This window comes from Kitasatospora sp. NPDC059747, assembly GCF_042732955.1.
GTDB lineage: Bacteria > Actinomycetota > Actinomycetes > Streptomycetales > Streptomycetaceae > Kitasatospora.
Map to the genome: position 1 here is coordinate 1 of NZ_JBHWGV010000142.1, position 22007 is coordinate 22007.

The following is a 22007-nucleotide window of genomic DNA, read 5'->3' on the forward strand; positions in this document are numbered from 1 at the left end:
CCCCGCGCCGCGGCCCCCGGCCGCGGCGGCCGCCGCCACCGCCGACGACCCGATCGCGATCGTCGGCATGGCCTGCCGCCTGCCCGGCGGGATCGGCACGCCCGAGGAGCTGTGGGCGCTGGTCGCCGAGGGCCGCGAGGGCATCTCCGACTTCCCGACCGACCGCGGCTGGGACCTCGACACCCTGCTCGGCGGCGGCCCCGGCGACCGGGGGCGCAGCGCCACCGCGAAGGGCGGCTTCCTGCACGGGGTGGCCGACTTCGACGCCTCCTTCTTCGGCATCTCGCCGCGCGAGGCCCTCGCCATGGACCCGCAGCAGCGGCTCCTGCTGGAGACGTCCTGGGAGGCCGTCGAGCGCGCCGGGATCGACCCGACGGCGCTGCGCGGCAGCCGGACCGGCGTCTTCGTCGGCACCGGCGGCCAGGACTACCTGACGCTCGTCATGAACGCCCGGGAAGACATCGAGGGCCACGCGAGCACGGGCCTGGCCGCGAGCGTGGTCTCCGGCCGGATCTCCTACACCTTCGGCCTGGAGGGCCCGGCGGTCACCGTCGACACGGCGTGCTCCTCCTCCCTGGTGGCGATGCACCTGGCCGCGCAGTCCCTGCGCAGCGGTGAGTGCACCCTGGCCCTGGCGGGCGGCGTCACCGTGATGTCGTCCTCGCTCGGCTTCCCCGGCTTCACCCGGCAGGGCGGGCTGGCGCCGGACGGGCGGTGCAAGGCGTTCGCGGACGGCGCGGACGGGACGGGCTGGTCGGAGGGCGCCGGCGTGCTGGTGCTGGAGCGGCTCTCGGACGCCCGCCGCAACGGGCACCCCGTCCTCGCCGTCGTGCGCGGCTCCGCCGTCAACCAGGACGGCGCCTCCAACGGCCTCACCGCCCCCAACGGGCCGTCCCAGCAGCGCGTCATCCGCCAGGCCCTCGCCAACGCGCGCCTGTCGGCGGCGGACGTCGACTTCGTCGAGGGCCACGGCACGGGCACGACCCTGGGCGACCCGATCGAGGCCCAGGCCCTCCTCGCGACCTACGGGCAGGAACGCGAGCGCCCGCTGCTGCTCGGCTCGCTGAAGTCCAACATCGGCCACACCCAGGCCGCGGCCGGCGCGGCCGGCGTGATCAAGGCCGTGCTGTCGATGCAGCACGGTGTGCTGCCCCGCACGCTGCACGTGGACGCGCCGTCCTCGCACGTCGACTGGACGGCCGGTGACATCCGGCTGCTCACGCGGGCGGAGGAGTGGCCGCAGACCGGCCGGCCGCGCCGCGCGGGCGTGTCGGCCTTCGGGATCAGCGGCACCAACGCGCACGTGATCGTCGAGCAGGCGCCGCCGGCCGAGGCCCCCGCGCCGGAGCCGTCGGTGGCGCCGGGCGTGGTGCCGTGGGTGCCGGCGGGCAAGTCGGAGGCGGCGCTGGACGCGCAGCTCGCGCGACTGGGAGGGCTGGACGCCTCGCCGGTGGACATCGGCCTCTCGCTGGCCGCCGGTCGGTCGCGCTTCGCGCACCGGGCGGTGCTGCTGGACGGCGCCGAGGTGGCCAGGGGCGTCGCCGACGGCGAGCGCAGGACGGCACTGCTGTTCTCCGGACAGGGTGCCCAACGCCTCGGCATGGGCCAAGAGTTGTACGCCCGCTTCCCCGTCTTCGCCGAGGCCTTCGACGCGGTGTGCGCGCAGTTCGATCTGCCCGTCCGCGATGTGGTGTGGGGCTCGGACGAGGAGCTGGTGAACCGGACGGAGTTCGCCCAGGCCGGGCTGTTCGCGGTCGAGGTGGCGCTGTACCGGCTCGTCGAATCGCTGGGTGTGCGGGCCGAGTTCGTCGCGGGCCACTCGATCGGCGAGATCGCGGCCGCGCATGTGGCCGGGGTGTTCTCGCTGGAGGACGCCTGCACGCTGGTGAGCGCTCGCGGCCGGCTGATGCAGGCGCTGCCGGAGGGCGGCGCGATGCTCGCCGTGCAGGCCACGGAGGACGAAGTCCTGCCGCTGCTGGGTGACTTCGTCTCGATCGCGGCCGTCAACGGTCCGACCTCCGTGGTCGTGTCGGGCTCTCTCGAAGCGGTGGCGGCGATCGAGGCGCACTTCGCCGACCGGCGGACCACGCGGCTCAAGGTCTCGCACGCGTTCCACTCGCCGCTGATGGATCCGATGTTGGAGGACTTCCGCGAGGTCCTCAACGGGCTGACGTACCAGGCCCCTTCGATCCCGCTGGTCTCCAACCTGACCGGCTCCCTGGACGGCGACGTCACCACCCCCGACTACTGGGTGCGCCACGTCCGCGAGGCCGTCCGCTTCGCCGACGGGATCCGCACGCTGCACGCCGCCGGTGCGACCGACTTCCTGGAACTCGGCCCCGACGCGGCCCTCGCCCCGGCCGTCCGTCAGACCCTCGCGGACGCCCCGGAGGCCGTGGTCGAGCCGGCCGGCCGCCGTGGCCGTCCCGAGGAGACCGCCCTGCTGACCGCGCTCGCCCGCCTCCATGTCGTCGGCGTGCCCGTCGACTGGACGCGCCTGTTCGACGGCACCGGTGCCCGCCGCACCGACCTCCCGACGTACGCCTTCCAGCGCGAGCGCTACTGGCCGCAGACGCACGCCCCGGCCGCCGGCCCCGGCGTCGCCGTGCAGGACGACCCGCTGGACGCCCGCTTCTGGGCCGCCGTCGAGGGCGAGGACCTGGACGCGCTGGCCGCCGACCTCGCCGTGGACGGGGACGCGCTCGGCGCGGTGCTCCCCGCCCTGTCCGCCTGGCGGCGCCACCACCGCGACCAGTCCCTGCTGGACGCGCTGCGCTTCCACGAGTCCTGGCGCGCGCTGCCGGGCGGCTCGACGGCCCGGCCCTCCGGCCCGTGGCTGGTGGTCACGCCGGCCGAGGACGGCGACGAGGCGTGGACGGAGGCGGCCTGCGAGGCGGTCGGACCGGACGCCCTGCTCCTGTCCGTGCCCGCCCCGCAGCGCGCCGAGCTCGCCGCGCTGCTGCGCGAACTGCCCTCGACCGGGCGCCCGTTCACCGGCGTCCTGTCCCTCCTCGCGCTCGGCCGCGGCACCGACCCGGCCGCGGTGACCCTCGCCCTCCTGCAAGCCCTGGGCGACGCGGACGTCACCGCGCCGCTGTGGAGCCTGACGCGCGGCGCGGTCGCCGTGGCCCGCACCGACGCGCCGACCGCGCCCGAGCAGGCCGCCGTGTGGGGCCTCGGCCGGGTCGCCGCGCTGGAGCACCCCCAGCAGTGGGGCGGCCTCGTCGACCTGCCCGGGGCACCGGACCAGACCGCGGTGCGCCGGCTGGCCGCCGTCCTCGCCGGCGCGGACGGCCCGGACGGCTCGGACGCCGAGGACCAGATCGCGATCCGCACGGCCGCCGTCCACGCCCGCCGCCTGGTCCCGGCCCCGGCCGGCGCAGCCGACGCGGGCTGGACACCGGGGGCGACCCCGGGCACCGTGCTGATCACCGGCGGCACCGGCGGCCGGGGCGCCGCGGTGGCCCGACAGCTCGCCGCCGCGGGCGCGAGCCACCTGCTGCTGGCGAGCCGCCGCGGCCCCGACGCCCCCGGCGCCGCCGCCCTCGCCGAGGAGCTGAGCGGCCTGGGCGCCGCCGTGACGATCACCTCCTGCGACGTCGGCGACCGCGAGGCCCTCGCCGCCCTGCTGGCCGCGATCCCCGCCGACGCCCCGCTCACCGCCGTCGTCCACGCGGCGGGCACGGTCGACGACGGCGTCCTCGACGACCTGACGCCCGAGCGCCTCGCCGCCGTCCACCGGGTCCGCGCCGGGGCCGCCCTCCACCTCGACGAGCTGACCCGCGGCCTCGACCTGACGGCCTTCGTGCTCTGCTCCTCCGTCGCGGGCGCCGTCGGCACCCCCGGCCGCGCCACCCTGGCCGGCCCGGCCGCCGTCCTGGACGCGCTCGCCCAGCGCCGCCGCGCCGAGGGCCTGCCCGCCACCTCGATCGCCTGGGGCGCCTGGATCGGCGCCGAGTACACCGGCCCCGACGCGGGCGCCCCGGCCGAGGACGACGGCCGCACCCAGCGCGCCGCCGTCCCCGCCCTGCACCCCGAGCTCGCCCTGGCCGCGCTGCGCCAGGCCGTCACCCGCCCGGCCCCGGCGCTCGTGCTGCTCGACCTGACGCAGCCGCAGGTCCTGGAGAGCCTGGTCGGCCTGCGCGGCAACCCGCTCCTGCGCGACCTCCCCGCCGCCCGGCCCGCCCTGGACGCCGCCGCCGCGGCCCGCCGCGACTACGCGAGCGCCGCCTCCGAGCTCACCGGCCGCCTGCGCGCCCTCACCCCGGCCGAGCGCACCGCCCTGCTCACCGACCTCGTCCGCACCCACGTCGCCGCCGTGCTCGGCTACGCCGACCGCTCCGCCGTCGCCCCGGACCGCAAGTTCCGCGACCTCGGCTTCGACTCGCTGACCGCCGTCGAGCTGCCCGCCCGGCTCGGCGCGGCCACCGGCCTCAAGCTCCCCGCCACCTCCGTCTACGACTACCCGACCGCCCAGGCCCTCGCCGAGCACCTGCTGGCCGAGCTCCTCGACACCCCCGCCGACCCGCAGCAGCCCGCCGTCCGGGCCGCGGTCGACGACACCGACCCGATCGTGATCGTCGGCATGGCCTGCCGCCTGCCCGGCGGCGTCACCTCGCCCGACGAGCTGTGGCGCCTGGTCTCCGAGGGCGGCGACGGCATCGCCGGCTTCCCCGAGGACCGCGGCTGGGACCTGCGGACCCTGCTCGTCGGCGACCGCGACGGCCGCGGCCGCAGCGCCACCCTGGAAGGCGGCTTCATCGACGCCGTCGCCGACTTCGACGCCTCCTTCTTCGGCATCTCGCCGCGCGAGGCCCTCGCCATGGACCCCCAGCAGCGCCTGCTGCTGGAGACCTCCTGGGAGGCCCTGGAGCGCGCCGGAGTCGACCCGCAGCGGCTCGGCGGCAGCCGCACCGGCGTCTTCGTCGGCACCAACGGCCTCGACTACGCGACGCTCATGATGAACTCGCGCGAGGACATCGGCGGCCACGCCGGCACCGGCCTCGCGTCGAGCGTCCTGTCCGGCCGCATCTCCTACACGCTCGGTCTGGAGGGCCCGGCCGTCACCGTCGACACCGCGTGCTCCTCGTCCCTGGTCGCCCTGCACTGGGCCGCCCAGGCGCTCCGCAACGGCGAGTGCGGACTCGCGCTCGCCGGCGGCGTGACGGTGATGACCACGCCGGTGAGCTTCGCCGGCTTCACCGTCCAGAACGGCCTCGCCGCCGACGGCCGCTGCAAGGCCTACTCGGACGCCGCCGACGGCACCAACTGGTCCGAGGGCGTCGGCATGGTCGTCCTGGAGCGGCTGTCCGACGCGCGCCGCAACGGGCATCCGGTGCTCGCCGTCGTGCGGGGCAGCGCCGTCAACCAGGACGGCGCCTCGAACGGCATCACCGCGCCCAACGGCCCGTCCCAGCAGCGCGTCATCCGCCAGGCCCTCGCGAGCGCCGGACTGTCCGCCGCCGAGGTCGACGCCGTCGAGGGCCACGGCACCGGCACCGCCCTCGGCGACCCGATCGAGGCCCAGGCGCTCCTCGCCACCTACGGCAGGAACCGCGAACGGCCGCTGCTGCTCGGCTCGCTGAAGTCGAACATCGGCCACACCCAGGCCGCCGCCGGGGTCGCCGGAGTGATCAAGACCGTGCTCGCCATGCGGCACGGCGTGCTGCCGAAGTCCCTGCACATCGACCGGCCGTCGGCCGTCGTGGACTGGACGGCGGGCTCGATCGACCTGCTCACCGAGGCCCGGCCGTGGCCCGAGGTCGACCGGCCCTGGCGCGCCGGGGTGTCCTCGTTCGGGATCAGCGGCACCAACGCGCACGTGATCCTCGAACAGGCGCCCGCCGCGGCCGAGCCCACCGACGACCAGCGAGTGCTGCCCGCCGTCGTCCCGTGGGTGCTCTCCGGCCGCTCCGAGGACGCGCTGGAGACCCACCTCGCCCGCGCCTGCGCGCTCGAACTCTCCCCGCTGGACATCGGGTTCTCGCTCGCCGCCGGACGCTCCGCCTTCGAGCACCGGGCCGTGCTGCTCGCGTGCAGCGAGGGCCTGACGGAGGTGGCCCGCGGCGTCGCGGCGGACCGCTCGACGGCCTTCCTGTTCTCCGGCCAGGGCTCGCAGCGCCTCGGCATGGGCCGGGAGCTGTACGCGCGCTTCCCGGTGTTCGCGGACGCCTTCGACGCGGTGTGCGCGGTGCTGGACGAGCACCTGGACCAGCCGCTGCGCGCGGTCGTGTGGGGCGAGGACGCGGAGCTGCTCAACCAGACCGCGCACGCCCAGGCCGCGCTGTTCGCGGTCGAGGTGGCGCTCTACCGGCTCGTCGAATCCCTGGGCCTGCGGCCGGACTTCGTCGCGGGCCACTCGATCGGCGAGATCGCGGCGGCGCACGTCGCCGGGGTGTTCTCGCTCGGCGACGCGTGCGCCCTGGTGGCGGCGCGCGGCCGGCTGATGCAGACGCTGCCGTCCGGCGGCGCGATGCTCGCCGTGCAGGCGACGGAGGACGAAGTCCTGCCGCTGCTCACCGAGTTCGTCTCGATCGCGGCCGTCAACGGTCCGGCCTCCGTCGTCGTCTCGGGCTCTCTCGAAGCGGTGGCGGCGATCGAGGCGCACTTCGCCGACCGCCGGACGTCCCGCCTGCGGGTGTCCCACGCCTTCCACTCGCCGCTGATGGACCCGATGCTGGAGGACTTCCGCACCGTCCTCGACGGCCTCTCCTACGGCACCCCGTCGATCCCGCTGGTCTCCAACCTGACGGGCGCGCTGGGCGGGGAGTTCACCAGCCCCGACTACTGGGTGCGCCACGTCCGCGAGGCCGTCCGCTTCGCCGACGGCGTCCGCGCCCTGCGCGAGGCCGGCGCGACCGCCTTCCTCGAACTCGGCCCCGACGGCGTCCTCACCGCCCTCGCCGACCAGAGCCTCGGCGAGGACGCGGACTGCGTCCGCGCCGCCGCCCTGCGCAAGGACCGCGCCGACGAGCGCACCCTCCTCACCGCCCTCGCCGCGCTCCACACGGCCGGCGTCCCGGTCGACTGGGCGGCCCTCTTCGACGGCACCGGCGCCCGCCGGGTCGACCTGCCCACCTACGCCTTCGACCACCGCCGCTACTGGCCGCGCCCGGCCGCCCTCTCCGGCGACGTCGCCTCCGTCGGCCTCGTCCCGGCCGACCACCCGCTGCTCGGCGCCGCCGTGCCGCTCGCCGACGACACCGACGGCGTGCTGTTCACCAGCCGCCTCGCCCTGCGCGTCCACCCGTGGCTGCTCGACCACCGGATCGGCGGCCGGCTCGCCTTCCCCGCCGCCGCCCTCGTCGAACTGGCCGTCCGGGCCGGCGACCAGGTCGGCTGCGGCAGGATCGCGGAGCTGACGCTCGGCGACCCGCTGCCGCTCGCCGAGGACGACGAACCCGTCGTGCAGGTGCGCGTCGGCGCGCCCGACGACACCGGCGCCCGCCCGGTGGCCTGCTACGCCCGCCCCGGCGACGCCGCCCCCGACGAGCCGTGGACGCGCTGCGCCACCGGCACCCTCGTGCCCCAGGACACCGACCTGCCGGACTACGCCCAGGCGGCCTGGCCGCCGGCCGGCGCGCTCGCCGTCGACCTGGACGGCTTCTACCGCGAGCCCGGGCGCGGCCCGGCGTTCCGGGGGCTGCGCGCCGCCTGGCTGCGCGGCGAGGAGGTGTTCGCCGAGGTCGAGCTCGACGGCGAACCCGCCGATGACGCCCGCTACTTCGGCCTCCACCCGGCCCTGCTCGACGCCGCCCTGCACGCCGCCGTCCTGATCGGCGTCGGCACCGAGGAGCAGCTGCCGCAGCCCCGGGCCTGGCAGGGCGTGGCCCTGCACGCCGGGGGAGCGGCCGCCCTGCGGGTGCGCGTCGCCCGCCTCGGGGAGGACACGGTGTCCGTCACCGCCACCGACCCGGCGGGCGGCGCGGTGCTGACGGTCGGCTCGGTCGCCCTGCGCGCCCCGCAGGCCGCCGCTGCCGCCGCCCGCACCGGCCGCGACCCGCTGTTCCGGATCGAGTGGGTCCCCGCCCCGGCCACGCCGCCCGCCGCCACGGCGCCGAGCTGCACCGCGCTCGGCCGGGACGCCTACGGCACGGGATCCTCGGCCGCGACCCTCGCGGACCTCGGCCGCCCGGTGCCCGACCTCGTCCTGGTCGCCCTGGACGGCCCGGCCGGCGACGTCCCCGAGGCCGTCCACGCGCACACCACGCGGGTGCTCGCCCTCGTCCAGGACTGGCTGGCCGACGACCGCGCCGCCGCCTCCCGGCTGGTGTTCGTGACCAGGGGCGCCGTCCGGGCCGCCGACGGCGAGACCGTCCGCGACCTGCCCGGCGGCGCCGCCTGGGGCCTGGCCCGCACCGCGAACTCCGAGCACCCCGGCCGCTTCGCCCTGCTCGACGTCGAACGGACCAAGGACGTGGCCGCGGTGCTGCCGCTGCTGCCCGGCCTGCTGGCCGACGGCGAGGCCCAGTTCGCCGTCCGCGGCGGCGCCCTGCGGGTGGGCCGGCTGGCCCGGCTCGCGGACGCCGCGGGGCTGCTGCCCCCGGCGGGCACGCCGTGGCGGCTGGACGTCGCCGAGGACGTGGCCCTGGTCCCGTCGCCCGAGGCGGCCGGGCCGCCCGCGACCGGGCAGGTCGCCGTCGCCGTCCGGGCCGCCGCGGTTCACGGACACGGCACCGGCGCGGCCGGCGTGGTGACGGCGGTCGGTGACGGCGTGCCGGACCTGCGCCCCGGCGACGAGGTGTTCGGCGTGCTGGCCGCCGGGCCGAAGGCGGTCGCCGACCGGCGCCTGCTGGCCCCGCTGCCCGACGGCTGGTCCTTCGGGGCCGCCGCCGCCCTGGCCGCCGACTTCGTCCCCGCCCGGCAGGCCCTCGGCGGCCCGGCCGTCCAGGCCGGCCGGACCGGCTGGACCGTCCACGTGCACGCCACCGCCACCGGACCGGCCACCGCCGCCGTCCAGCTCGCCCTGCTCCTCGGCGCCGACGTCTCCGCCACCGCCCCCGACGGCCTGCGCGAGACCCTGCTCGGCCACGGCCTGCCGCCCGAGCGACTCCTCGGGCGCGCGGCGGCGGGCACCGACCTCGTCCTCGACGACGACGCCTTCGCCCACCTGTCCGCACCGGACGCCGACGAGACCGCCGCGATCCTCGCGGAACTCGCCGCCCTCGCCGGACGCGGCGAACTCACCGCGCCGCCCGTCGCCGCGCGCGACATCCGCGACGCCCGCACCGCCGGGGACCCGTACCAGCGGACCGTGCTCACGATGCCCGTGGAGCGCGACCCCGACGGCACCGTCCTGATCACCGGCGGCACCGGCGCCCTCGGCCGCCACCTCGCCCGCCGCCTCGCCGTCACCGGCGCCCGCCACCTGCTGCTCACCAGCCGGCGCGGACCGGACGCCCCCGGCGCGGCCGAACTCCTCGCCGACCTGGCGGCCCTCGGCGCCGAGGCCCGTGTCGTCGCCTGCGACACCGCCGACCGCGCCGCCACCGAAGCGCTGCTCGCCGGCATCCCCGCCGAGCACCCGCTCACCGCCGTCATCCACACGGCCGGTGTGCTGGACGACGGCATCGTCACCGCGCTCACCCCCGAGCGCCTGTCCGCCGTCCTGCGGCCCAAGGTCGACGCCGTCTGGCAGCTCCACGAGCTCACCCGCCACCTCGGCCTCGCGCAGTTCGCCGTCTTCTCGTCCATCGCGGGCGTCATGGGCAGCCCCGGCCAGGGCAACTACGCCGCGGCCAACGCGTTCCTGGACACCCTGATCGACCACCGCAGGTCGCTCGGCCTCGCCGGCACCTCGCTCGCCTGGGGCCCGTGGGCCCAGGAGGCGGGCATGACCAGCGAGCTCAGCGAGACCGACATGCGGCGCATGCAGTCCGGCGGCATCCCGCCGCTCTCCGTGGAGCAGGGCCTCGCCCTGTTCGAGGCCGCGCTCGGCTCCGCCGAACCGCTCGTCATCCCGATGGGCCTGGCCGCCGGGGGCATGCGCCCCCAGGGGCGACGTGCCGCCGCTGTTCCGCGGACTCGTGCGTGCCGCCCGGCGCACCGCCTCCGGTGCCGGCGCGAGCGGTGCCGACGCGGCCGCCGACTTCACCCGGCAGCTGCTCGACCTGAACGAGCGCGACCGCATGCGCTACCTCGTCGACACCGTCCGCGCCGAAGCCGCCGCCGTCCTCGGCCACCCCTCCCCGGAGGCCGTCGACGCCGAACGCGACTTCTACGAGCTCGGGTTCGACTCGCTCACCGCCGTCGAACTGCGCAACCGGATCGCCGCCGTCACCGGCCTGCGGATGCCCGCCACCGTCGTCTTCGACAGCCGCTCGCCCGTCGAGCTCGCCACCTGGATCCGCAGCGAGCTCGCCGACCAGCGCACCGAGGACGGCGAGGGGGCACCCGTCCTCGTCTCCAGCGGTGAACCCGAACTCGACTCCCTGGAGCGCCTGTTCACCGACGCCCTGGCCAACGGCAAGGTGCCCGAGGCCCAACGCATGCTCGCCACCGTCGCCGCCCTGCGGCCCACCTTCGAGGCGACCGCCGAACTGGAGGACCTGCCCTGGGCGACCCGCCTCGCCGAGGGGCCCCGCCCGACCCGGCTGATCTGCGTCAGCGCGCCGACGGCCAACGCGGGCGTGCACCAGTACTCCCGGCTCGCCGCCCACTTCCGCGGCGAGCGCGAGGTGTCGGCGCTCCCGCTGGTCGGCTTCGCCACCGGCGAGCGGCTGCCTGCCACCCCCGAGGTCGCCACCCGGGTGATCGCCGAGAGCGCCCTGCGCGCCAGCGACGGCCACCCGTTCGTCCTCGCCGGCCACTCCTCCGGCGGCTCCTTCGCCTACGCCGCGGCCGGCCTGCTGGAGCACACGTGGGGCATCCGCCCGGCGGGCGTCGTCCTCTTCGACACGCTGAGCTTCCAGCACAACGCCGACGAGGGCACCGACTACACCGGCATGATGCGGCTCAACTTCACCGGCGCCGACTCGCCGGTGCGGCTGACCAACTCCCGCCTGTCCGCCATGGGCCGCTGGATGGTCCTCCTCAACCGCCTGGAGGTCCACCACACCACGGCCCCCGTCCTGCTCGTCACCTGCGACCGCGCCCTGACCGGCGTCGACGAGGCCCCCATCGAGCAGCGCGCCCAGGCCGAACCCCTCGTGCCGGGCGCCCAGGTGCGCGGCGTCGCCGCCGACCACCTGTCGATGATCCGCGAGGACTCGGCCCTCACCGCCGAGATCGTCGAGGAGTGGCTGCGCGGCCGGGAGTGACGCCTTCGAGCGGGCGCGCCGGTCACCCTCCGAGGTGTCCGGCGCGCCCGTCGTCGTTGTGGGGGTCATTCGTTGCGGGTCGTGCTCGGCCCGACGAGCCGCCCGTCGACCCGGGCACGGTCACTCTCAGCGCGCAACATTGTCCTCGGTGGTGGGGGTGAGCTGCAGGTGGATCGCGAGGACGCCGAGCGCTTCCTTCTCCGGCGGGTAGATCTCGCGGCAGGCCGCGAGCAGTTCGGCCCGAACCATGCCCTCGCTGCCGATCGCCTCGTTGTCTTCGGCGTCGAGCATCGCTTCGAAGGTCGGGTACTCGGTGACCTTGACGACCTGGGTACGGCAGCGAGTCCCGCCGGACTCGAAGACGAGGGCCTGGCCGGGGTGGATCCTGCGCATGCTCGGGTAGCCGACGCGGACCTCGATCGTCTTGGTGCCGTCGGCGATCAGGTCGAGGTAGGGGCGACGGATCTGGATGACGCGGTCCTGCTCGGGCATGAGCTCTCTTTCTACACCGGGGTGGACAGGGCGGACAGGCGCTCGCGAAGTTCGCCGGCGGCGCCGTGGCCGGGGTAGCGGCGGGCGAGGTAGGTGGTGAGGTCGGTGGCGCGGTTGCGTACGGAGTCGACCACGCGGTCGGAGCCGAGTGCTTCAGTGCCGAGGGCGACGGCGTCGTCGGGTGCGCCGAGCTGGGCGTGGGCGAGTGCCAGGTCGATGCGGGCGATGGCCTCGCGGCTGGGCGAGCGGGATGCGGCCGGGGCGGCCTCGTAGACCTGCAGGGCGTGCTCGGCATGCCTTCGGGCGTTCTCGGCCTGGCCGAGCCGGATGTAGGCGGTGGCCGGGTAGGAGGTGAGGGCGTAGTCGGCGAGCGGCAGCGGGTCCAGGCCGAAGCGGTGGGCCATCCGGACGGGCAGGAAGCGGTGGGCTTCCTCGGCGGCACGTAGGGAGGCGGTGAAGCCGTCAGCGTCGCCGTCCGCCGCCGCCGCGCGGGCGGCCTGGGCGTGGAGACGGACGGTCAGCGGATGGGTGGTCGGCGCCTGGGTGAGGCCGCGGAGGGCGGCGGCGAGCGCCCGGTCGGCGCGGTGCTCGTACAGGTTGATGGAGGCGGCGGCGTCCATGGCCCAGGCGCACAGTTCGCCGTGGCCGGCCTGCCGGCCATGGACGAAGGAATCGTTGGCGAAGGCGAGACCGGCGCGGGGATTGCCGAGGTCGTGGGCGAGCCAGGCGAGGAGTTCGGAGAGCCACCCGGCGTAGGCGAGCAGTTCGCGGCCCTGCTCGTGGGTGTGCTTCGCCTTCAACAGCGCGTCCACCTTGCGCCGGTAGTCCAGCGCCTCGGCGAACACCTGGTGCGGGGGGTTGATGGAGTAGGCGTCGTTGAAGTCGGTGACAGCGAGGTCCAGGTGGTCGAGCGTCCCGGCACCCAGTGAGCTGGCCTCGGCCTGGCGCGTGAACTCCAGCGCCTCGGCGGCGGCCTGGTCGAGGATCTGGGCGACAGCGGCGGGCGCCGCGATGGCGATCCCGGTGAGCATGAGCGCGGTTCGCCGTTTCGTGGCCGCCACCTCCTCCAGCCCCGTTTCCGCATCGGCGGGTCCTGCTGCGAGTGTCGCACCGTCCGGTCCTTCGGCGCAGGTCTGCGCGGGTGTGTAGTCGGCGGCCAGCCCGAGCTTGACCGGGCTGGTCCGCAGGAGGCGGCAAAGTAGGTCCTGGTACTCCGGACTCGGCGCCTTACCGGCCTCCCAGTCCTTCCAGGAGCGTTCGGTGAGCCCGACCTTGCGGAGCCGCTCCCTCTCCACCAGGTCGTGCGCCGCCTGAACCGCCTCGGTGACCGTCCAGCCCATTGCCACCCGGAAGGCCTTGAGCGGGCGGTGGCCGCAGTGCGCCGCGATCTCCTTGGCGATCAGCTCGACCAGGTCGTGCGGCACCGGCTCGGGGCTTCCGGCCTGACCGAGCGTCCGCTCTCTGATCCGGCGCCCGCAGGCCGCGGTGTGCGCGCCGTCCGGCGAGGTCGTGCTGGTGACGGTCATGGGTGACCTCCCCCTTGTATGCGCTGCCCGCTGTCTGGCACGGCGTCGCTCTGCTCCCCGGATTTGCCTTGCCGTCGGCTGTTCGAACCGTCCTCGCGTGGGCGGGGTCGCCGTCCGGGACGGGCGGTGGCTTCGCCCTGACCGGGCGGCGATCTCTCACTACAAGCGACCAAGCCGTCACGCCAGGCTAGCGGGTGACGCCACATCAGGTGCCGTCCTTTCGACGGTGAAGGAGGCAGTCGTGCGCATCCTCGTGGACGGGCTCGACATGTCCGGCAAGACGACCACGGTCCAGACCCTCATCTCCCTGCTCGACAGTTGCGGCATCCCGGCGGTACGCCACCGCGGCATGCTTGCCGAGCACCACCCGATCGAGCCGCTGCTCAAGCGGCTCCCGCTCGTGCGCCAGGCCGAGTCCAGCGCCATCACCGCCGCCTTCCTGGTCGGCGGGTACGCCTTGGACGCCGCGCTGTTGCACGTCGACCCGCCCCGCACCGGCGGCGCGGTCCTCATCCAGGACGGGTACGCCGACCGGACCGCGGCCTTCGGCATGGCCGGCGGCCCCTACCTGACCGCCGCGCTCAGCCTCTGGGGGGCGCGCTACTTCGCCCCGTTCGACGTCGCCGTCTACCTTCACGCCTCCCCCGACGTCCGGCGCACGCGGATGGAAGGCCGGGAGGAGGTGGACTCCGCCGACCGGCGCAGTGTCGAGGACGAGGCCTTCGCGGCGCGGTTCAACGCGGCGCTGCTGCACGGCATGGCCCGCCGCCACGGGGACCGGCTGCTGGTCTTCGACACCGCCGAGCACAGCCCCGAGGAGATCGCCAAGCACGTCTTGGCCAAGGTCGGGCTGGCGTTCACCGTTCCGGCGCCCTGGACGGTACCAGCCGAGGAGAGCACCGCGATGGCCGCTGGGAGGATCGCGTGACCAGCGCGCCGATTACCGTGGACGCCGGAGTATGGGGTGAGGCCGCTCGCAGCCTCACCACCGCGCTGGGCCACAGCGTCCTCGTCAGCGTCGAGCGGTTCACCACCGCCGGCCGGACGACCTACACGGGCCCGTTCCCCCTGGAAGCGGCCCGCCCGGCGCTGGCGATCGGCTGCTACCGGCCCTGGCCGGAGGCCGCACCGCTGCGGGTGCTCGCCGCTGAGAGCGGCACCCGGGTGCGCGGCATCGCCCAGCGGCGCAACTGGATGACCGGCATCGACCGGCCGGCCCGCTCGGCGATCGCCGCGCTGGACCGGCCGGTGATCATCTCTGCCTGGTACGGCACCGATCTCCTGCGGTCCTGGGCCGGTCCGAGGGGTGTGGTCGCGGCGATAGAACACGGCCTGCGTGCTCGGATCGAGGACAAGGCCTACTTCGGCGAGCTGCTGCTGGGCGCTCAGGTCCCTGCCGCCCTCCGACTGCCCGGGGTACGGGTCGACGGCCCGCTCCCGGGCCTGGCGGAGCTCCGCCGCCGGGTCGGCGCCGTGCGGCTGGTGGTGCAGTGCGGCGCCGACTCCGGCGGCCGGGGCACGGTCTTCGTGGACGACGAGCCCGACCTGGCCAGAGCGGCCCGGATGCCGGGCCCGTACCGGGTCACCGCGTTCACCCCCGGCTGGTCCTCGAACGTCACCGTGCTGTCCGTGCCGGACCACCGCGGCGCCCTGCGGGTCTACGTCGACCGGCCCTCCCACAAGGCCGTCGGGGTGCCGGAAGCCGGGATCGGCCCCGGTAAGAGCGCGGGCAACTGCTGGTCCCTGCCCTGGCCCGAACCGGCCGCGGCCGCCGTCGTGGACGCGGCCGAGCGCGTCGCCCGCTGGGCCTGGCGCCGCCATGGCATGTCCGGACTGTTCGGCCTGGACGCGATCCTCACCGACGACGGTCGGGCATTCCTCAACGAGATCAACTGCCGCAACCAGGGCACCACCGAGGTCTCGGCGGTCAACCAGCAGTTGCGCGGCCTGCCGCCGTTCGTCGTCGTCCACCTGACCACCCTGCTCGGCGGGCGGGTGGACTGGCTGCCCGACCCGGACGACTTCAACGCCGCCACGGTGCGAGCCGCCGCCTCCACGGTGCCGGGCCCCTACTACCTGAAACTCCGCCACCGGGGGCAAACGCCAGTCGTCCTGGACCAGGACCTGGCCCGCCCTGGCCGCTATCGCGTCCACGGCGGCCGGCTGCGCTGGGTCGGCCCCGGGGCCCACCCGGCCGAGGCCGCCACCGGGGAGGTGCTGCTGGCCAACCTTCCCGAGCCGGGCGTGCTGTGCCTGCCGGGCGCGGAGCTCGGCACCGCCGAAGCCGTCACGCCGTGCGGCGGCGGCCCGTTCGCCGGACCGCACCGGCTCTCCCCCGTCGGGCGCGCGCTGCTGAGCGCCCTCGACCAGCACCTGATCCCCACCGACCTTCCCACCCCCTGAAGGAGCGAGACCGTGACCACCCAGACCATGCCCCGGCTGCGGGACCAGCTGCGGACCCTGCCGACCGAGGCACTCACCCACCTCCAGTACCTGCCGCCCGCCGTCGGCTGCGTAAACCGGTGTGCGATGTGCAGCCAGGCCGCCGGCAGCGACATCTGGCAGCTCACCGATCACGGCCTCGGCGACCTCTTCCACGCCCTCGCCGAGGAGGCCTCCGAGCGGGGCGTGCGGATCGGCGGCGGCCGGGCCCACCGCCCGGGCGTGCTGTTCCCCTACCTGGACAACGACATCTCGTCCTACCCCTACCTGGACACCTACGCCAGGCTCGCCCGCGACGTCCTCGGCGTGAAGATCCGAGTCTCCACCGTCGGCTGGTCCGAGGGCGCCGGCCACCTCGCCGCGATGCACCGCCGCCTGGCCGACGACTTCAAGGAGGTCTTCGACGGCATCCGCATCTCGCTCACCCCGTACGCCACCGGCTACGTCGGCAAGTCGCCCGGCACCAGCCGCGACCGCTACGCCGACGACCTCGCCCACGTCCTGCGGACCTACCGGTCGCTGTTCGACCACCTCGGCCACGGCGCGGCCACCGCCGCCGTCGAGCTGCGGTTCGCCCCGCTCGTCGGTCTCGGCGAACTCCTCGACGCCCACATCGACGGCCACCACGTCCTCGCCTGCGGCCCCCACCTGCTCATCGCCGCCCAGCCCGGCACGGGCGAGCTGCCCTACACCGAGATCGTGCGCCTGGACGAGCGCAACCAGCCGGTGCTGTCCGAGCAGGGCCGCCTCTACCTGCACGTGACGGCCGACGCCGCCGATCCCACCACACAGACCGTCCGGGACGCGCTGGACGGCGTCCTGCCCATCCAGCACCGGGCTATCCCCGTGCGGCTGCACCGCCTACGCAACGCGGACGGCGACTACTGGGCCGCCGACCCGGACTTCCACCCCGACGGCCGCTTCACCGCCCTCAACCTCTACCCGGCCACCGACCGGCGCAAGGCCAGCGGGTACACGGACACCACCCGGCGCTTCCTCAACACGCTGCTGGCGTATAAGACCGCGCGTGGGGTCGACCGGCGCGGGAGCTTCCTGACCTCGACCCCGGCCGACATCGACAGCGTGCTCACCGCCCTGCGTCAGCAGGCCATGGCCCTCGACCCCGTCGACCACCTGGCCGCCGCGCACCTGCGCGAGCAGATCCTCCCCCAGGTGAGCGCCTACGCCCGCGCCCTGCTCAAGGCCGGCTACCCCGCCTCCGCGTTCTTCTCCCGCGAGTTCACGATCGACACCGGACAGATCGTCAACCAGGGCCGCGCCCAAACCCTGTTCCGAGGCCTGACGGGCACCAACGGCGAGCCGATGACCTTGCGCGAGGAGCGCGGCTTCGGGCAGGCGAGCGTGTCCAGCGACCGCGGGCCGATCTGGCGGATCACCCCGATGCCCTTCGGAGGCGGGCACCTGCCGCTCGCCATCACCGGAGGCAAGAACACCCGTACTGCCCGCCCAACGCTGATGGTGGAGGAGATGGACCCCTGCCATCTGTCCCCCGTCATGCGCACCACCGGCTGCCGCCTGCGGCGCATCCCCCTCACCGGCGTCGAGATCGAGCACGTCCCGCAGAGTGAAGCCCGCACCCTCCACGGCTTCCCGGGGGCACTCTAGGAAGCGACGCCAAACCCCGTGATCCTCCCGGTCATTGGGCCGGGAGGCACCGCCGGGCTACAACCGGCCCGGCCACGTCCACCAAGGAGATCCACACCCATGAGCACCACCGAAGCGACGACCGAGAAGCCGTTCAGCAGGATCAAGGTCCGGGTGACCGGCCTCGTCTTCTGCGGCGACGACGTCGCGCTGCTGCGCCGGGACCGCACCGACTCGACGCACTACACCACCATCGGCGGCAACGTCGCCGCCGGCGAGGACTTCCGCGACGCCGCCGTCCGGGAGCTGCAGGAGGAGCTCGGGCTCGACCCCGAGCAGGCTGCCGACCTGGAGCTGGTCGCGATGGCGGACGCCCGGGTCACCCGGCCTGGGCCGACCACGCCGCCCCGGAAGATCCACCTGATCTACCGCACCCACGTCACCCCGGAGGTCCGCGCCACCCTGGCAACCCAGGAGTTCGACGAGCTGCCCGACGGCAGCCACGAGGTCGGCACTATCGAGTGGATCGACTACCGCAAGGCCGGCGACCTGCCGCTGTTCCCGCCGATCGGCAAGGTCCTCGCCCAGCTGCCCTCGCCGTACGCACCGCTGCCGGCGTTCGAGCTGGAGCCGGTCACCGACCAGAACTACACCTGGGTCTGACCGCTCCAATGTTTGGGCCCGGGGCGCTGGGGCGTCCCGGGCCCACGCGCGCGTCACGATGCCCGAGAGGAGAGTGCGACGCTGCCCTCGCGGGTGGCGGCTTGCAGGCGCTGCCCGGCCCGGTCGACTCGATGATCCATTCGGTGAGGCGTTCGCCCGTCAAGCGCGTGAGCAACTCGGCGAAGGAGGTGGCCAGGCCGACGGCGGTGTCCTGTTGCGACCCCACGCCTCTAGGGAAAACCGGGGCCGTCCGTGGCGAGACTGGGCGGGCGACGGGTCGGACCCGACGCCGGGAGTTCGCGCGCGGCGCCGGACCGGGCGTCCGGCAGGGTCTTTCCCGCGCGGCGTTCCCTGGCAGATCCCCGGAGAGGTTGACGTCCCGATGTCGAACGAAGACAAGCTCCGCGACTACCTGAAGCGGGCGATCGCGGACCTCCACGAGACCCGCGAACAGCTCCGCGAGGCGACCGAGCAGCACCGGGAGCCGATCGCCGTGGTCGGCATGGCCTGCCGGCTGCCCGGCGGGGTCGCCTCCCCGGAGGAGCTGTGGGACCTGGTGCGCGACGGCGTCGACGCCGTCTCCGCCTTCCCCGCCGACCGCGGCTGGGACCTGCCGGAAGGCGCCGTCACCTCCCGCGAGAGCGGATTCCTGCACGACGCGGGCGAGTTCGACGCCGCCTTCTTCGGCATCTCCCCGCGCGAGGCCCTCGCCATGGACCCCCAGCAGCGGATCCTCCTGGAGACCGCCTGGGAGGCCGTCGAACGGGCCGGCATCGACCCCGGGACGCTCACCGGGACGCAGACCGGCGTGTTCGTCGGCACCGGGCACGGCGGCTACGACAGCGCCTCCACCGCCGGCGGCCAGGTCGCCGAGACCGCCGCCGGACACCTGCTGACCGGCAACACCGTCAGCGTCGCCTCCGGCCGCATCTCCTACGTCCTCGGCCTTGAGGGCCCGGCCATCACGGTCGACACCGCGTGCTCCTCCTCCCTCGTCGCCCTGCACCTCGCCGTCCAGTCGCTGCGCCGCGGCGAGTGCTCGCTGGCGCTCGCGGGCGGCGTGACGGTGATGTCGAGCCCGCAGATGTTCACCGAGTTCTCCCGTCAGGGCGGCCTCGCCGCCGACGGCCGGTGCAAGCCCTTCGCTGCGGCGGCCGACGGCACCGCGTGGAGCGAGGGCGCGGCCGTCCTGCTGGTCGAGCGGCTTTCGGACGCGCAGCGCCTCGGTCACCCGGTGCTGGCCGTTGTGCGGGGCTCGGCCGTCAACCAGGACGGTGCGTCGAACGGGCTGACGGCGCCCAACGGCCCGTCGCAGCAGCGGGTGATCCGGGCCGCGCTGGCCGACGCCGGTCTGACGGCGGGTGAGGTCGACGTCGTCGAGGCCCACGGGACGGGCACGCGGCTCGGCGACCCGATCGAGGCCCAGGCTCTCCTCGCGACGTACGGGCAGGACCGCGAACAGCCGGTGTTCATCGGCGCGTTGAAGTCCAACACCGGCCACACCCAGGCCGCTTCCGGCGTGGCCGGGGTGATCAAGACCGTGCTCGCGATGCGGCACGGCCTGCTGCCGCGCACCCTGCACCTCGACGCCCCGACCCCGCACGTCGACTGGACCGCCGGCGCCGCCGAGCTCCTGGGCGAGGCCCGGGAATGGCCCGCCAACGCGTGGCCCCGGCGTGCGGCGGTGTCCTCCTTCGGCGTCAGCGGCACCAACGCGCACGTCGTGCTGGAGGAGGCGCCGGCGGAGCCCGGCGGGGACGTCACGCCTGCTGCGGATCCCGGGGCAGCGCTGTCGTGGGTGCTGTCGGCGCACGACGAGCCGGCCCTGCGGGCCCAGGCCGGACGCCTGGCCGCCCACCTCCGGACGCGCGGACCGCTCGACCCGGCCGACGTCGCGTACTCCCTGGCGACCGGCCGGACGGCCATGGCGCACCGGGCCGTCGTCGTCTCGGCCGACCCGGAGGAGCGCCTGCGCGCCCTGGACGCCCTGGCGGCCGGGGGCGGGGGAGCGGGCCTTGTGGCGGGTGTGGCGGAGAAGGGGGCGACGGCGTTCCTGTTCTCCGGGCAGGGGGCGCAACGGCTGGGGATGGGGAGGGAGTTGTACGCCCGGTTCCCGGTCTTCGCGGAGGCCTTCGACGCGGCGTGCGCGGGACTCGACCCGACTCTGCGCGAGGTCGTGTGGGGCTCGGACGCCGAGCTGCTCAACCAGACCGCATACGCTCAGTCGGCACTGTTCGCGGTCGAGGTGGCGCTGTTCCGCCTGCTCGAATCGTTCGGTGTGCGGCCGGATTTCGTGGCCGGGCACTCGATCGGCGAGGTGGCTGCGGCGCACGTCGCCGGGGTGTTCTCGCTCGCCGACGCGTGCGCGCTGGTGAGTGCCCGTGGCCGTCTGATGCAGGCGCTGCCCGCCGGTGGCGCGATGCTGGCGGTGCAGGCGACGGAGGACGAAGTCCTACCGCTGCTCGGTGAGTTCGCCTCGATCGCCGCCGTCAACGGCCCGACCTCCGTCGTCGTTTCCGGCGCGGAGGAGGCCGTTGACGCGGTCCGGGAGCACTTCGCCGACCGCAAGACGACGCGGCTGCGCGTCTCGCACGCGTTCCACTCGCTGCTGATGGACCCGATGCTGGAGGACTTCCGCGAGGTCCTCAACGGGCTGACGTACAATGCGCCGTCGATCCCGGTGATCTCCAACCTGACCGGCGCCCTCGGCCTCGGAGAGGACTTCAGCACCCCCGACTACTGGGTGCGCCACGTCCGTGAGGCCGTCCGCTTCGGCGACGGCATCCGCGCGCTGCACGCCGCCGGTGTCACGCGTTTCCTCGAACTCGGCCCGGACGGCGTCCTCACCGCGATGGCGGCCGAGTCGCTGCCCGCCGACGCGGCCCTCGCCGCCGTGCTCCGCAAGGACCGCCCCGAGGAGCCGGCCATCCTGGAAGCCCTCGCCCGCCTGCACGTGCGCGGTGCGGGCCCGGACTGGGTGGCGGTGCTGGCCGGGTCCGGCGGCCGCCGCGTCGACCTGCCCACGTACGCGTTCCAGCGGCAGCGCTACTGGCTGCCCGAGCTCCAGCGCCGCGACGCGGGCGCGCCCCCGGCCGACCCGGTCGAGGACGCGTTCTGGACGGCCGTCGAGGCCGGGGACCTGCAGGAGGCGTCGGCCGTCCTCGGGATCGCGGAGGAGGCCGCCGAGGCCTCGCTGGACCGCCTGCTGCCCGTCCTGGCCTCCTGGCGCGGTCAGCGGCGCCTGCTCGGCGCGCTGGACGGGTGGACGTACGGGACGAGCTGGGTGCCCGTGCGCGGCCTCACCGACGCCGTCCCGGCGGGCCGTTGGCTCGCCGTCGTACCGGAGGGCGCGGAAGGCGAATGGCCCGAGGCCGTCCTCGGCGCCCTCGCCGAGCGCGGTCTGCGGATCGAGCGGGTGGCGGGGACCGAGGCCCTGGCCGAGGCGCTCGCGGACGGCGCCGGCGAGCCGCTCGCCGGCGTCCTCTCCTTCCTCGCCGCCGACGGCCGCCCGCACCCCGACCACCACCTCGTCCCCCGCTACCTGCCCGCCACCGTCGAGCTGCTGCGCACCCTGGAGGCCGCCGGCGGTCCGGCGAGGCTCTGGTGCCTCACCCGGGGCGCCGTCGCGGCCGAGGGCGCGGACCGGGTGAGCGAGCCCGGGCAGGCACAGCTGTGGGGCCTCGGCCGGGTGGCCGCGCTGGAACACCCGCGGCGCTGGGGCGGCCTGATCGACCTGCCCGCCGCCCCCGACGCCCGCACCGCCGCGCGCCTGGCCGGGCTCCTCGCCCAGACCGCCGAGGACCAGCTCGCCCTGCGCGGCTCCGGCGCCTACGCCCGCCGCCTGACCCGCCGCCACCTGCCGCCGGTCCCGGGCCGCGCGGCCGGCCTGCCGCGGCCCGCCTCCGAAGGGCGCGGGGTGGCGGAGTTGTCCGCGCCGTCGGACCGTCCGGGTGACGAGTTGGTTTCTGTCTCTTATAAACATCTCAGAGCCCACGATACCTACAAACATATAGGATTCAGT

8 protein-coding genes and 1 pseudogene are annotated in these 22007 nt (G+C 75.3%); 7 read left to right on the top strand and 2 right to left on the bottom strand.

Translation table 11 applies throughout. The features are described from left to right. Positions 1 to 9835 (top strand): annotated as a pseudogene (locus ACFV4G_RS37825) (type I polyketide synthase); the annotation flags it as partial. Between the two features lie 292 nt (positions 9836 to 10127). Beyond that, a complete protein-coding gene (locus ACFV4G_RS37830) occupies positions 10128 to 11258 on the top strand; it encodes a thioesterase domain-containing protein (RefSeq protein ID WP_380447120.1) in 1131 nt (376 codons plus the stop codon). Between the two features lie 126 nt (positions 11259 to 11384). On the opposite strand, the gene ACFV4G_RS37835 is transcribed toward ACFV4G_RS37830, so the two are convergent. Next, positions 11385 to 11750: an ASCH domain-containing protein gene (locus ACFV4G_RS37835; protein WP_380447122.1), complete on the bottom strand. Its 366-nt coding sequence runs from the start codon at positions 11748 to 11750 to the stop codon at positions 11385 to 11387. Between the two features lie 11 nt (positions 11751 to 11761). Beyond that, a complete protein-coding gene (locus ACFV4G_RS37840; protein WP_380447124.1) occupies positions 11762 to 13276 on the bottom strand; it encodes a tetratricopeptide repeat protein in 1515 nt (504 codons plus the stop codon). 241 nt (positions 13277 to 13517) lie between these two features. On the opposite strand from ACFV4G_RS37840, the gene ACFV4G_RS37845 reads away from it, so the two are divergent. The 5 genes from ACFV4G_RS37845 to ACFV4G_RS37865 form a co-directional block, all read left to right on the top strand. Next, positions 13518 to 14204: a dTMP kinase gene (locus tag ACFV4G_RS37845; protein ID WP_380447126.1), complete on the top strand. Its 687-nt coding sequence runs from the start codon at positions 13518 to 13520 to the stop codon at positions 14202 to 14204. Further along, the gene (locus ACFV4G_RS37850) at positions 14201 to 15679 is read left to right on the top strand and encodes a hypothetical protein (protein ID WP_380447127.1); all 1479 of its coding nucleotides are present in this window, start codon (positions 14201 to 14203) and stop codon (positions 15677 to 15679) included. The genes ACFV4G_RS37845 and ACFV4G_RS37850 overlap by 4 nt, the downstream gene beginning before the upstream one ends. Positions 15680 to 15691: 12 nt before the next feature. Then, positions 15692 to 17344, top strand: coding sequence for a hypothetical protein (locus ACFV4G_RS37855; protein ID WP_380447129.1), 1653 nt, complete (start codon positions 15692 to 15694; stop codon positions 17342 to 17344). Between the two features lie 99 nt (positions 17345 to 17443). Continuing rightward, entirely contained in the window at positions 17444 to 17986 is a 543-nt protein-coding gene (locus ACFV4G_RS37860; RefSeq protein ID WP_380447131.1) for an NUDIX hydrolase, read from the top strand. Positions 17987 to 18368: 382 nt separating this feature from the next. Further along, a partial coding sequence (locus ACFV4G_RS37865; protein ID WP_380447133.1) for a type I polyketide synthase occupies positions 18369 to 22007 on the top strand: 3639 nt, incomplete at its 3' end.